The 14387-nt window shown below is 35.6% G+C and carries 14 protein-coding genes; all 14 read left to right on the plus strand.

What is annotated here, in order from left to right:
- A partial coding sequence (gene glmU / locus ACEWK1_RS21205; RefSeq protein ID WP_416636636.1) for a bifunctional UDP-N-acetylglucosamine diphosphorylase/glucosamine-1-phosphate N-acetyltransferase GlmU occupies positions 1–1320 on the plus strand: 1320 nt, incomplete at its 5' end.
- A gap of 19 nt (positions 1321–1339) precedes the next feature.
- The gene (locus tag ACEWK1_RS21210; RefSeq protein ID WP_098795100.1) at positions 1340–2293 is read left to right on the plus strand and encodes a ribose-phosphate diphosphokinase; all 954 of its coding nucleotides are present in this window, start codon (positions 1340–1342) and stop codon (positions 2291–2293) included.
- A gap of 280 nt (positions 2294–2573) precedes the next feature.
- The gene (locus tag ACEWK1_RS21215) at positions 2574–3200 is read left to right on the plus strand and encodes a 50S ribosomal protein L25/general stress protein Ctc (protein ID WP_212138697.1); all 627 of its coding nucleotides are present in this window, start codon (positions 2574–2576) and stop codon (positions 3198–3200) included.
- A 204-nt stretch (positions 3201–3404) separates the two neighbouring features.
- Positions 3405–3962: an aminoacyl-tRNA hydrolase gene (pth, locus tag ACEWK1_RS21220; RefSeq protein ID WP_212138696.1), complete on the plus strand. Its 558-nt coding sequence runs from the start codon at positions 3405–3407 to the stop codon at positions 3960–3962.
- Positions 3963–4061: 99 nt separating this feature from the next.
- Positions 4062–4292, plus strand: a complete 231-nt coding sequence (locus tag ACEWK1_RS21225; protein WP_212138695.1) for an anti-sigma-F factor Fin family protein — start codon at positions 4062–4064, stop codon at positions 4290–4292.
- Between the two features lie 152 nt (positions 4293–4444).
- Entirely contained in the window at positions 4445–7972 is a 3528-nt protein-coding gene (gene mfd / locus ACEWK1_RS21230) for a transcription-repair coupling factor (protein WP_212138694.1), read from the plus strand.
- Positions 7973–8212: 240 nt separating this feature from the next.
- A complete protein-coding gene (gene spoVT / locus ACEWK1_RS21235; RefSeq protein ID WP_121664134.1) occupies positions 8213–8749 on the plus strand; it encodes a stage V sporulation protein T in 537 nt (178 codons plus the stop codon).
- Between the two features lie 98 nt (positions 8750–8847).
- The gene (locus ACEWK1_RS21240) at positions 8848–10419 is read left to right on the plus strand and encodes a polysaccharide biosynthesis protein (protein WP_212138693.1); all 1572 of its coding nucleotides are present in this window, start codon (positions 8848–8850) and stop codon (positions 10417–10419) included.
- A 12-nt stretch (positions 10420–10431) separates the two neighbouring features.
- On the plus strand, positions 10432–11910 hold the full coding sequence (gene mazG, locus ACEWK1_RS21245) for a nucleoside triphosphate pyrophosphohydrolase (protein ID WP_212138692.1): 1479 nt from the start codon (positions 10432–10434) through the stop codon (positions 11908–11910).
- Positions 11907–12182, plus strand: a complete 276-nt coding sequence (locus ACEWK1_RS21250; RefSeq protein ID WP_212138691.1) for an RNA-binding S4 domain-containing protein — start codon at positions 11907–11909, stop codon at positions 12180–12182. Before mazG ends, ACEWK1_RS21250 begins: the two co-directional genes overlap by 4 nt.
- A 163-nt stretch (positions 12183–12345) precedes the next feature.
- The gene (gene yabP / locus ACEWK1_RS21255; protein WP_098795091.1) at positions 12346–12657 is read left to right on the plus strand and encodes a sporulation protein YabP; all 312 of its coding nucleotides are present in this window, start codon (positions 12346–12348) and stop codon (positions 12655–12657) included.
- Positions 12654–13289, plus strand: a complete 636-nt coding sequence (yabQ, locus tag ACEWK1_RS21260) for a spore cortex biosynthesis protein YabQ (RefSeq protein ID WP_121664138.1) — start codon at positions 12654–12656, stop codon at positions 13287–13289. The genes yabP and yabQ overlap by 4 nt, the downstream gene beginning before the upstream one ends.
- 11 nt (positions 13290–13300) lie before the next feature.
- Positions 13301–13669, plus strand: coding sequence for an FtsB family cell division protein (locus tag ACEWK1_RS21265; RefSeq protein WP_098795089.1), 369 nt, complete (start codon positions 13301–13303; stop codon positions 13667–13669).
- An 87-nt stretch (positions 13670–13756) separates the two neighbouring features.
- The gene (locus ACEWK1_RS21270) at positions 13757–14215 is read left to right on the plus strand and encodes a S1 domain-containing RNA-binding protein (protein ID WP_121664139.1); all 459 of its coding nucleotides are present in this window, start codon (positions 13757–13759) and stop codon (positions 14213–14215) included.
- Positions 14216–14387: the final 172 nt, after the last annotated feature.

Genomic DNA, 14387 nt, shown 5'->3' on the forward strand with positions numbered 1-14387 from the left:
TCTTTATATAAAGTATTACATCCTGTTTGCGGAAAGCCTATGGTTCAGCATGTTTTAGATCAAGTGTCACAACTAACTTTATCTAAAATTGTAACGATTGTTGGTCACGGAGCAGAAAAGGTAAAGTCTCAGTTAGGTGACCAAACAGAATATGCTTTACAAAGTGAACAACTAGGAACAGCACATGCTGTTATGCAGGCTGCTCCGTTTTTAGAAAATGAAGAAGGAACAACCATTGTTATTTGTGGCGATACACCGTTAATAACATCAGAAACAATGGCTGCTCTTTTGTCACATCATCAAGAGTCACAAGCAAAGGCAACAGTTTTGACAGCTAAAGCGGAAGATCCAACTGGATATGGGCGTATAGTTCGTAACGATAAGGGAACGGTAGAAAAGATAGTTGAGCATAAAGATGCGAGTGAAATAGAACGAGAACTAACAGAAATTAATACCGGTACATATTGCTTTGATAATAAGGAATTATTTGAAGCCTTAAGCCATGTATCAAACGATAACGTCCAAGGTGAATATTATCTTCCAGATGTAATTGAGATCCTACAAAAAGAAGGGAAAATTGTTTCTGCTTATCAAACTTCATCTTATGATGAAACATTAGGTGTAAATGACCGAATTGCTTTATCACAAGCAGAAAAAATAATGAAGCAACGCATTAATAAAGAACATATGAAAAACGGGGTAACATTGATAGATCCTGATTCAACATATATTTCTGCTGAGACATCTATTGGTAAAGATACCGTGATTTATCCAGGGACAATGATTATTGGGAAAACAGTTATAGGTGAAGATTGTATCATCGGACCAAATACAGAAATAAAAGACTGCCACATTAACAATGCAACATCAATTAAGCATTCGGTTGCTCATGATAGTGAAATAGGTGCTTCCGTTTCAATTGGCCCTTTCGCACATATACGCCCACTTTCGACAATATCTGATGAAGTGAAAATTGGTAATTTTGTTGAAGTAAAAAAATCTAAAATGGGCAAAGGCAGCAAAGCATCACATCTAAGCTATATTGGAGATGCAGAGGTTGGTGCTGACGTAAACCTTGGATGTGGATCAATAACTGTTAACTATGATGGAAAAAATAAATATCTAACGAAAATAGAAGACGGTGCATTCATTGGCTGTAACTCAAACCTAATTGCACCTGTTACGATTGGAAAAGGTGCATATGTTGCTGCTGGTTCAACAGTAACAAATGATGTACCAGAAAAAGCATTGTCAGTTGCACGGTCAAGACAAGTAAATAAAGAGAATTATGTCGACCGATTAAATAATAAAAATTCCTAATGGAGGTTTTCACTTTACCATGTCAAATCGCTATGGAGATTCTAATTTAAAAATATTTGCACTCAATTCCAACCCGGCCCTCGCAAAAGAAATAGCGGATATTGTTGGTGTTGATTTAGGTAAAAGCTCTGTTACCCGTTTTAGTGATGGAGAAATTCAAATAAATATTGAAGAAAGTATTCGTGGTTGTGACGTTTATGTTATTCAATCAACAAGTGATCCTGTAAATGAGCACTTAATGGAATTGTTAATTATGATCGATGCCTTAAAGCGTGCATCAGCAAAAACAATTAACATTGTTATCCCTTACTATGGTTATGCGAGACAAGATCGTAAGGCAAGAGCAAGGGAGCCAATTACAGCTAAGCTTGTAGCGAATCTTTTAGAGACTGCCGGTTCTACTCGTGTTATTACACTGGATCTTCATGCACCACAGATTCAAGGATTCTTTGATATTCCGATTGATCATCTAATGGGGGTACCAATTTTAGGTGAGTATTTCTTAGGAAAGAATTTAGAGGATATTGTCATTGTTTCTCCTGATCATGGTGGTGTGACAAGAACTCGTAAATTAGCTGATAAACTAAAAGCTCCAATTGCGATTATTGACAAAAGACGTCCAAGACCAAATGTGGCAGAAGTTATGAACATTGTTGGTAATATTGAAGGGAAAACAGCAATTTTGATTGACGATATTATCGATACAGCTGGTACTATTACATTAGCTGCCAATGCACTAGAAGAGAACGGTGCAAAAGAAGTTTATGCTTGCTGTACCCACCCTGTTTTATCTGGACCTGCTATTGAACGTATTGCTAACTCAAAAATAAAAGAATTAGTTGTAACAAACTCAATTCTACTGCCTGAAGAAAAAAGAATTGATAAACTAGTTGAACTTTCAGTAGCACCTTTAATTGGAGAAGCCATTATTCGTGTTCATGAAAAGCAATCAGTAAGTTTACTTTTTGATTAATAGAACTAAAACCTATTCAAGTCATTATGATTTGGATAGGTTTTTTTATTGCTGTAAATTATAGAATGTCGCTCCAGGCGCCATCGGCTCGAGGTCATAATCCGACTTGGAATTGAAGTTACAGAGCATCTTCTATTCCTGGTTGAATTATGCTTTTCATAGATAGGTGGGCGCCATGCGCTTTTGTATTTATCGACAAGTTTTTGCAAAAAATGTTTATACCTTTCACATTATGGGCAAACAATATATAAGAACGAATTTCGTTAGGAAGGTGTAAACTATGACAACACTACAAGCAGTTAAAAGAACTGAATTCACTAATTCTGCAAAAAGAAAGGTACGTGAATCGGGGCAAATTCCAGCAATTATTTATGGTAAAAAAGTTGAAAGTAAGCCAGTAGCTTTAGATAGCATTGAACTTATTAAAACATTACGAGAAGAAGGAAAAAATACAGTAATTAATCTAGATGTAGATGGCTCATCACATGCTGTTATGCTATATGATATGCAAACAGATCCTTTAAAGAATGAAATTGTTCATGCTGACTTTCATATAGTAGACATGCAGGCAGACGTAGAGGTAGAAGTACCTCTTCATTTGACTGGTGAAGCTCAAGGAGTAAAGGACGGAGGCGTTCTTCAACAATCATTACATGAAGTAACAATAAGCGCAAAACCAGGACAAATTCCACAAACAATTGATGTTGATATTGCAAATTTAGCTGTAAATGATGCCCTTTATATAAAGGACTTAACATCAAGCGGTCAATATCAATTTGTACAGGATGAGGAACAGGTTGTTGCGTCAATCTTACCTCCTCAGCAGGAAGAAGAAATTGATAGTGGTGAAGAACAAGAACCAGGAACTCCAACAAATGAAGAAGGCCGAGAGCATAACGAGGAATAATTTCCAGTTAGCTTAGGTGCAAATAAAGTCTAAAAGTGTCAGTTTTTCATCCTTTATATCGACTTAAAGGAAAATGGAAAGCTGGCACTTTACTTTTGTTCAGAGAATGAATATGCTAAATAAGATGAATAGAATAAAATATTAGTGAAAACTTGAACACGCGATATTGAAATAGATGATTTGATGTGGGTTAGGAGGGTATATATGAAACTCATCGTCGGGCTAGGAAATCCGGGTAGGCAGTATGAAAATACAAGACATAATGTAGGATTTAAAGTAATTGATCAACTTTCTGAGGATTTATCAATCCCTCTTGATCGCCAAAAGTATAATGGCATTTATGGAATAGGACATATTTCAGGAGAGAAAGTCATATTATTAAAACCACTCACCTACATGAATTTATCTGGAGAATGTATACGGCCCTTAATGGATTTTTATGATATGAATGTTGAGGATTTAGTTGTGATATATGACGATCTAGATTTACCTGTTGGTAAAATACGACTGCGAGCTAAAGGAAGTGCTGGTGGTCATAATGGGATAAAATCGATGATTCAGCACTTGGGAACCCAAGGATTTAACAGAATTCGAGTTGGAATTGACCGACCAACAAATGGAATGAAGATTTCAGATTATGTGCTTGGCCAATTTACGGAGGCTGATTTGCAAGGCATTAATGAGGCAATCAGTTATTCTGCAAAAGCATGTGAAAGCTGGATTCAACAACCATTTGTACAAGTAATGAATGAATATAATTAGTTAACCGGGTACGTGATGGGTTTTTAGCCTTTATCATGTATAACCTCCTGAACGAAGGTCCATACTATCAGTAAAAACATACCTTTCAGGAGGCTAAACATGGCTTTGCATTATTATTGTAGACACTGTGGTGTGAAGGTTGGAAGCCTTGAAAATCAATCACTTTCTAGTCAGCAGCTAGGATTTGATTCTTTAACCAATGACGAACGTCAAGAAATGATTACCTACCAACAAAATGGAGATATGCATGTTAAAACAATTTGCGAGGACTGCCAGGATGCACTACATAGAAACCCTGATCTTCACCAAGTGGATAATTTGATTCAGTAAGGGCTTTGGGTGATACCCAAGGCATTTTTCTGTTTTGATGTGGTGAGTCCTCAATTCAACATGTCTATGGTAAAGTACCTTACCATTTATGAACTAAAATCAAATATATATTACAGTTTAACTAATTGATCAATTGAGAGGGGGGCTCTAGTTTGAATAGTTTGCAGCAATATTTTTATCATAATGATGATTTCAAAACCGTTGTATCTGGTATTGAGGAAGGACTAAAAGAACAGCTTGTTGCGGGCCTATCCGGTTCGGCAAGAACTGTTTTTACAGCATCACTGTATCATGAACTAAATAAGTCAATCTTGATTGTGACACATAACCTCTTCCAGGCTCAAAAAGTCTATGAGGATTTGCTAAACCTAATTAAAGAGGATGTGTACCTGTATCCTGTTAATGATTTAATTGCATCAGAGGTAGCTATTGCAAGCCCTGAATTAAAATCACAAAGAATAGAAGTTCTTAATCGACTGTCAGAGGGTAAACATTCTATTGTAGTTGCACCAGTAGCTGGTGTGAGAAGATTGCTTCCACCGAAACAGCTATGGAAGCAAAAGCAATTCAACTTATCATTAGGACAAGATATCGAGCTCGATAACTATATCCAAGATTTTATTGCTTTAGGATATGAAAGAGTAGACATGGTCAGCTCTCCAGGGGAATTTAGTGTTCGTGGTGGAATTCTTGATATATATCCTTTAACAGAAGAAAATGCAATTCGAATTGAACTGTTTGATACTGAAATTGACTCTATACGTTCTTTTAATATAGATGATCAAAGATCAGTAGAAATGTTAAAAATGATAACGATTGGGCCTGCTGTTGAAATACTAATAGATGCAGAAGCAAAAAATCGAAGCATAGAAGGTATTGAAGCGGGCTTAGCAAAGAATTTAAAGAAGCTAAAAAATGAGCAACAGAAGGAAATGCTTCTTGAGCATATTCAATATGATTTGGAGCGCCTGCGTAATAATCAGTTTAGTCATGATCTATTTAAGTATTCTTCTCTCCTATATGAGCAGCCTACTAGTTTACTAGATTATTTTCCTACTGATTCAATCGTAATTTTGGATGAAATCAGTAGGATTCACGAAACATATGATCAATTGGAGCGGGAAGAGGCAGAGTGGTTTACCGGCTTACTTGAAGAAGGAAGGATTTTACAGGATATAAAGGTTTCACATTCGTATATGGATGTAATGACAAAAAGTAAACATCCTTCTATCTATCTTTCACTTTTCTTAAGACATGTGCCACATACAAGTCCACAAAATATATTAAATATATCTTGTAAACAAATGCAAAATTTCCATGGTCAGATGCATGTTTTAAAGAATGAACTTGAACGCTTTCAAAAAGCTCAATATTCTGTTGTGTTCTTAGGTGTAAATGATGAAAGAACAAAAAAGCTTGAGGATGTATTAGAGGACTATGAAATTCAGGCAAAAATATTGGGGCAAAACGATCCATTAATCGCTGGTCAAATTTCAATTGTTCAAGGAGATTTACAAACAGGATTTGAACTACCAATGCAAAAGCTTGCTGTGATCACGGAGGAGGAGCTTTTTAAGAAACGTGTGAAAAAGCAGGTTAGAAGGCAAAAGCTTTCGAATGCAGAGCGAATAAAAAGCTATTCAGAACTAGAAATTGGCGATTATGTTGTTCATGTTAATCATGGGATTGGTAAATATCTTGGTATTGAAACACTTGAAATAAACGGGATTCATAAGGATTATTTAAATATAAGATATCAGGGCAGTGATCAGCTCTATGTACCAGTTGAACAGATTGACCAAGTGCAAAAATATGTTGGTTCTGAAGGCAAGGAACCTAAGATTTACAAGCTTGGAGGAAATGACTGGCGCAGGGTTAAGAAGAAGGTTGAGTCTTCGGTTCAAGACATTGCAGATGATTTAATCAAATTATATGCTGAACGTGAAGCAAGTGAAGGATATGCATTCTCACCAGACGGTGAAATGCAGAAAGAATTCGAATTGGCCTTTCCATATCAAGAAACAGAAGATCAGATGCGTTCAATACAAGAAATTAAGAAGGATATGGAGCGTCTTCGTCCAATGGACCGTCTTTTATGTGGAGATGTTGGATATGGAAAAACAGAGGTTGCGATCCGTGCAGCATTTAAAGCTATTGCAGATGGTAAACAAGTTGCACTGCTAGTTCCAACCACTATTTTAGCTCAACAACACTTTGAAACCGTTAGAGAACGTTTTCAAGACTATCCTATTAACGTTGGTCTCTTAAGCCGTTTTAGAACTAGAAAAGAAATTACAGAAACAACAAAGGGATTAGGTAACGGTACCGTTGATATGGTTATTGGGACACATCGCCTTCTGTCTAAGGATATAAAATATAAGGACCTAGGATTGCTAATCATTGATGAAGAGCAACGTTTCGGTGTTACACATAAGGAAAAGATCAAACAATTAAAGGCGAATGTAGATGTGCTTACGTTAACAGCTACTCCAATTCCAAGAACCTTACACATGTCCATGTTAGGAGTAAGGGATTTATCTGTAATTGAAACGCCACCAGAAAATCGTTTTCCGGTTCAAACATATGTTGTTGAATACAATGGTGCACTCGTTCGAGAATCAATTGAAAGAGAAATGTCTCGTGGAGGTCAAGTTTTCTTTCTATATAACCGGGTAGAGGATATTGAAAGAAAAGCAGAAGAAATTTCTATGCTAGTACCTGATGCAAGGGTCACATATGCACACGGGAAAATGACTGAAAATGAGTTAGAATCTGTTATGTTAAGCTTCCTTGAGGGAGAATATGATGTGTTAGTAAGCACAACGATTATTGAAACCGGTGTAGATATTCCTAACGTTAACACGCTTATTGTTAATGATGCAGATAAGATGGGACTATCACAGCTTTATCAGCTGAGAGGACGAGTAGGTCGATCCAACCGTGTAGCTTATGCGTATTTTACGTATCGCAAAGATAAGGTGCTTACAGAAGTTGCTGAAAAAAGGTTACAAGCTATTAAGGAATTTACCGAATTAGGCTCAGGCTTTAAGATTGCAATGAGGGACCTTTCCATAAGGGGAGCAGGTAATCTATTGGGAGCCCAGCAGCATGGATTCATTGATTCTGTTGGTTTTGACTTGTATTCACAAATGCTGAAAGAAGCTATTGAAGAAAGACAAACTGATAAGCCGAAACGAAAAACAATCGATGTTGAAATTGATCTTCAAGTGGATGCATATTTACCGGAATCATATATTACAGATGGCCGTCAGAAGATCGATATGTATAAACGCTTTAGGTCAATTACTGAATTACAAGAGCTAGAAGAGTTGCAAGAAGAAATGATGGATCGCTTTGGAGAATATCCAGTAGAAGTAGATTATCTGTTCCAAATTGCCAAATTGAAGGTTTTTGCTATCCAAGAACGAGTTGAGTTAATTAAGCAGGATAAAGAAGTCATCACAATTCTCATAGAAGAAGAAGCCAGCAATTTAATTGATGGTCAAAAACTGTTTGATTTAAGTAATAAATATCAGCGAATCGTTGGTTTAGGAATGGAAGGTAGTAAATTAAAGCTAACAGTTAATACAAAAGGATTAGCTGTTGAGAAATGGCTTGGTATTACGACTGAACTTTTAAATGGGTTATCTCAAGTGAAAAAAGAAGAAATTCTCCAATAAAATAGGTTTAATAAGTGCGCATAAAGGATATTATTAATAGTTGCTTATCACTTTTATCTTAAAAAATCCGGTAAAGGATGTATATTACTCGAATGGTGAAGGATACTATTTTTAACAAACGATGATTGTTACATAGAAAAAAGCTCCTGTTTAATAAGAGGTTTTAATTATTATTTATGTTGTATGCAGGATCAACAATCGTCAATTTCCTATCATCCGATGAAAGTGAGGCAACGTAAGATGAAAGCAACTGGTATTGTTCGTCGCATTGATGATTTAGGTCGCGTAGTAATTCCAAAGGAAATTCGTAGGACATTACGAATTAGAGAAGGAGATCCATTAGAAATATTTGTGGATCGTGATGGTGAGGTCATTTTAAAGAAATATTCGCCAATCAGTGAGCTTAGCGACTTTTCTAAGGAATATGCAGATGCCCTATATGATAGTTTAGGTCATCCAGTTTTAATCTGTGATAGAGACACATTCATTGCTGTATCTGGTGGTTCAAAAAAGGAATACCTTAATAAGAACATCGGTGAAGTTGTCGAGCAGGTTATGGAGGAAAGAAACTCTGTTTTAAAAGCAGATGCTGGAGAAATTCAGGTCGTAGAAGGATTAAATGAAGATATTAAATCATATACGATTGGACCAATTGTGGCCAATGGTGACCCAATTGGAGCAGTCATTATTCTTTCCAAAGAGCAATCAATTGGTGAAGTTGAGCATAAGGCTGTAGAAACAGCTGCAGGATTTTTAGCTCGCCAAATGGAACAATAAGCTAGAAAAGGGGTGGCGATATTGCCACCCCTTTTGCTTTATTAAGAAGGCTATTCAAATATGCTATAATCGGATAGAGGATTTGGAGAGGAGACGGAATGAATAGTCAGAAAAACCATATAAACAAGGCCATGCAAGGTGCAATGATTTTGACTTTAGCGGGTTTGCTTACAAAAATCTTCAGTGCAGCTTACCGAGTCCCATATCAAAATATCGTCGGGGATATTGGTTTTTATATTTATCAACAAGTGTATCCCTTTTATGGAATGAGTGTGATTTTAGCAACTTCCGGCTTTCCGGTAATGATCTCAAAGGTAATGAGTGATTATGGATATGGTCATTCTATAAAGGTCCGCTCAAAAATAATGACAATTACTCTCTTGTACCTTATTGCCTTTGGCATGACTTTATCAATTTTCTTATACATATTATCAGCCCCCTTATCCATTTTTATGGGAGACATACATTTAGAACCATTGATTCAATTAGCTTCTGTTTCATTTTTAATTGTTCCCTTTGTTTCATTGTTACGAGGACATTTTCAAGCTGATCAAAACATGAATCCAACAGCTACTTCTCAAGTGGTTGAACAAGGTATTAGAGTATCCTTTATTTTATTAAGCTCATACTTTTTAATTAGAGAAGGCTTTGATTTATATATTGTAGGTCAAGGTGCTATCCTTTCTTCCATTATCGGCAGCTTAGCTGGGTTATTGATATTAATTTATATTTGGGTGAAAAAGGGTTATCGATTTAGTTGGAACCTTACTGCTCCTGTTTCAACCTGGAAAATAGTAAAAACTTTACTTACATATAGTTTAACAATTGGAATAAGTAGTTTATTGCTTATCCTTATTCAGTTAATAGATGCATTAAATTTGTATTCTCTCTTAGTAAATGGAGGTATGGAGGAAGAAGCCGCAAAGACATTAAAGGGTGTATATGACAGAGGACAGCCTTTAATACAATTAGGAACCGTAGTAGCTACTTCCTTTGCTTTATCTTTAGTACCGGCAATTGCCAATGCAAAGGTTAATAATGATGAAGGATTTATCCGTGAAAAATTAAGGCTTTCATTAAAGCTATGCTTTGTTATAGGCGCAGGTGCCTCTGGAGGATTAATTGTCTTAATGAAGTCTATTAATACAATGTTGTTCAGAAATTCATCAGGTACTGAAGTTTTAATGATACTAAGTGGTTCCGTTTTATTTACATCCATATGTTTAACTTTATTTGCAATCTTACAAGGATTAGGACATACATTCGTTCCAGCCATTGCTGTTCTTGTTGGAGCTGGAATAAAATTTATTGGTAATGAGCTATTCATACAATATTTCGGGATTACCGGAGCAGCAATATCTACATTGATAGCCTATATGTTTATATCAATTATTATGATGTTTTATCTAATAAGTAAGGGGTATTCCTTTAGGGGTAATAAGAGCTTATATAAAATAGGTCTATCATTGATTATTATGCTTGGAGTATTGTTTCTAGCTCTAGAAATGAATAGTTATTTCAATATTCATAGTCGTACTTATTCAACTATAACTGCTTTAATAGGAGTGGTAATTGGTGCCCTTGTTTATGGGATAGCAATTATTAAATGTAAAGTCTTTACGAAAGAGGAAATGCAAAGTATCCCGGTTATAAATAAAATTATAAAATAGAGAGGTACATAAATGGCGAAAAAAATTACAATAGTCGGCTTAGGAGCTGGCGATCTTAATCAGTTACCATTTGGTGTATATCAGCTACTAACAAAAGCAGAGTATCTTTTTTTACGAACAAAGGAGCATCCTGTTATTCATGAATTGGATAGCTCAATTCGTTATGAGTCTTTTGATTCTATTTATGAAGAAAATGAGGACTTTGACAGAGTGTACCTCAATATTGTTGAGACCCTTCTACAGCAGGCGGAGAATACAGATATCGTTTATGCAGTACCTGGACATCCTCTTGTTGCAGAAAAAACGGTACAGCTTTTGCTAACAGAAGGTAGAGAAAAAGGGTATATTGTAACGGTTGAAGGTGGACAAAGCTTTCTGGATGCAACCTTTCAGGCTCTGGAAATAGATCCGATTGAAGGATTTCAGTTAGTAGATGCAATGACTTTAAGCAGTGAACAGTTACAGCTACAAGGTCATATTATTATTACACAAGTATATGATCAATTAATTGCTTCTGAAGTAAAGCTAACATTGATGGAACAGTTGCCTGATGATTATAAAGTGATGATCGTTACTGCAGCGGGAAGCAGTCAACAAGAATTGAAAGAAGTTGAGCTATACGAGTTGGATCGGGAAACAAATGTTCATAATCTAACCAGTGTATATGTTCCACCAATAGCAGAAGAAAAAATTGTTTATCACCAATTTCCAACGTTCAGAAAGATCATTGCTCAGTTACGAGGACCAAATGGGTGTCCTTGGGATAAGGAGCAAACACATCAATCTTTAAAGAAGTATTTAATTGAAGAGTGTTATGAATTAATTGAAGCAATTGATAAAGATGATATTGACCATATGATCGAAGAGCTTGGTGATGTTCTTTTACAGGTTGTTCTTCATGCTCAAATTGGTGAAGATGAAGGTATGTTTAGTATTGATGACGTTATTTCCGGAATTTCAGAAAAAATGGTAAGAAGGCATCCTCATGTATTTGGAGAAACAGCAGTAAATAGTACAGATGAGGTTTTGGCAAACTGGGATGAAATAAAAAAGAACGAAAAAGGATCCTCAGAAACACAATCAATTTTAGATTCTGTAGCTGGATCATTACCTGCTTTATCTAAGGCATATCATTTGCAGAAAAAAGCTGCAAAAATTGGCTTTGATTGGCCTTCTATTGATGGTACTTGGGAAAAAGTGAAAGAGGAAATAAGGGAATTTGAAGAAGAAATCTCATTAAAAAGAGATCAGCAACTTATTATGAAGGAATTTGGAGATCTATTATTTGCTTTAGTTAACGTAGGAAGACACTATAAAATAGAGTCAGAAGAAGCCTTATCCTCTACAAATGTTAAGTTTACTGATCGTTTTAATTATATTGAGAAACAAGCCAAGCTAAGTGGTAAGGAACTAGAGAAGATGACATTAGAAGAAATGGACGAACTCTGGAATGAAGCAAAGACTTTAGATAAAAAGAGGGATGAACAATGAGACTGGATAAATTTCTAAAGGTTTCAAGATTAATAAAAAGAAGAACATTAGCAAAAGAAATTGCTGATCAAGGCCGAATTGCCATTAATGGTACTCCAGGTAAAGCGAGTTCAAATGTTAAAATCGGGGATGAACTTGTTATTCGTTTTGGTCAAAAACTAGTTACAGTTGTTATTGAAGAGCTAAAAGAAACGACAAAAAAAGAAGAAGCAACAAATCTTTATCGCGTAGTAAAGGAAGAGAAAATTAATCAAGAACCGTTCGATATGTAACATATTTTAAAGGGTAACGACCGGGGGTTTTTCCTAACTCGATGTCGGCTTATTGTTGCTAAGTTTTATACATCATTCGCTTTTCATATGGCTTGTTCTAAACCGAATTCTAATGACATACACATGTAAAAGAAAATCCTTTATTAGAATTCGGAGGTAGAATATGAGTCAGTACTATGAAAATAATGCGTCTGTCCATAAAGGAACAATTCAAGAGCATGATGTAATCATGCGAGGGAGAAAATTATTAGAAATTACAGGTGTAAAACAGGTAGAAAGCTTTGATAATGAGGAATTTTTATTAGACACAGTCATGGGTGCACTAGCAATCCGCGGACAAAACCTTCAAATGAAAAATTTAGATGTTGATAAAGGGATTGTTTCCATTAAAGGAAGCAGAATCTTTGATCTGATTTATCTAGATGAGCAGCATGCGGAGAAAGCTAAAGGACTCTTTAGCAAGTTATTTAAATGAGTTTATCAACACAGTTTTATACAATGCTAGCAATGGTAGGAATGGGAAGTTGGATTGGAGCAGCTCTGGATACATATGGTCGCTTTTTAAAGCGGCCATTAAGAGCCAGGTGGGTTGTCTTCATAAATGACTTTATGTTTTGGGTCGTTCAAGGACTGATCCTATTTTATCTTTTGTTACTTGTAAATGAAGGTGAACTTAGGATTTATATATTCCTAGCGGTGCTTTGTGGATATGCAGCTTATCAAAGTCTTTTCAAGAAAATATATTTAAGCCTTTTAGAGCGAATAATACAGACAAGCATAAGATTATATAGGGTTTTGGTTAATATTGGACGAGCGATGATTGTTAGACCAATAAAAGGACTCATTCAACTAATTATCGTCATTTTATTAGGAACGTTAAAAGTTCTTTGGAGTATTATAAAATGGGTCTTTCAATTCCTATATTCATTGGTTAAAATCTTATTAGCACCCCTAAGATGGATTTTTATCCTTTTGTGGAAACTTGTTCCTAGAGGGATAAGAAATTTCCTTATAAGAAATATTGCCAATATGGCAGGAAATTTCAAAAAAGTCAAGAATACAACTAATAAGATGAAAACCTGGTGGCAACGATTTAGGAAGAAGTAAGGAGGACTAGTATGAGTCTCGAGAGATCGAAGAAAATTACAGAGCTACAATCACAATATGCAATGGAGCAAGAGAGACAACAGCAAATTTCAAACAGACGAAAAAGAGGCTTATTCAGACGATTATTCGTGTTAGGACTATTAGCTATTATCACTTCCTCCATTATTATAACCACCTTATATAAGCAATCAGTTGCAATTGATGAAAAGCTGGAGCAACAGAATAAGCTTGAAGAAGAACTCACAAGTTTACAAAAGGAAGAAAAAATATTAAGAGAAGAAATAGTGAAGCTTAATGATGATGAGTATATTGCTAAGATTGCAAGAAGAGACTATTTCTTGTCAGACGACAATGAGATCATCTTTAATATAAAAGATTAGCCTTGTTGACACTGGATTTTTTATTTATGTATAATATAATAAAGCTTTGAATGATTTTTTATCTGTTTAAGGAGGAGCATTATTTTTATGTCGATTGAAGTTGGCAGCAAGTTACAGGGAAAGGTAACGGGCATTACGAATTTTGGAGCGTTTGTGGAGTTACCGGGTGGTTCAACAGGACTTGTTCACATCAGTGAAGTAGCCGATAATTATGTGAAAGATATTAATGATCACTTAAAAGTCGGAGATGAAGTAACAGTTAAGGTAATCAATGTAGAAAATGACGGAAAGATTGGCTTATCAATTAAAAAGGCAATCGATCGTCCAGAACGCCCAGAGCGTCCAGAGCGTCCACAACGTCAGGAACGTCCAAGAAATTCAGATCGCCCAAGATCAAGAGGAAATGATTTCCGCAACAATAGCAATAATAAAGAAAACTTTGAACAAAAAATGAATCGTTTCTTAAAAGATAGTGAAGATCGTTTAGCTTCATTAAAACGCAATACAGAATCAAAACGTGGTGGTCGTGGAGCTAGAAGAGGATAGCTTGCTGCTTTCATATACATTATTTAAAAAGAGAAAACATTATAATTGTTTTCTCTTTTTTTATACTAAATTATTTTCATATTGACGAAAGATGATTTGAATTGTATTATATTATTTGTGCCTAATAGAGGAACAGTATGGCGGTGTGGCTCAGCTGGCTAGAGCGAGCCGT

The organism is Metabacillus sp. YM-086 (assembly GCF_048059995.1).
Classification (GTDB): Bacteria; Bacillota; Bacilli; order Bacillales; family Bacillaceae; genus Metabacillus; species Metabacillus litoralis_B.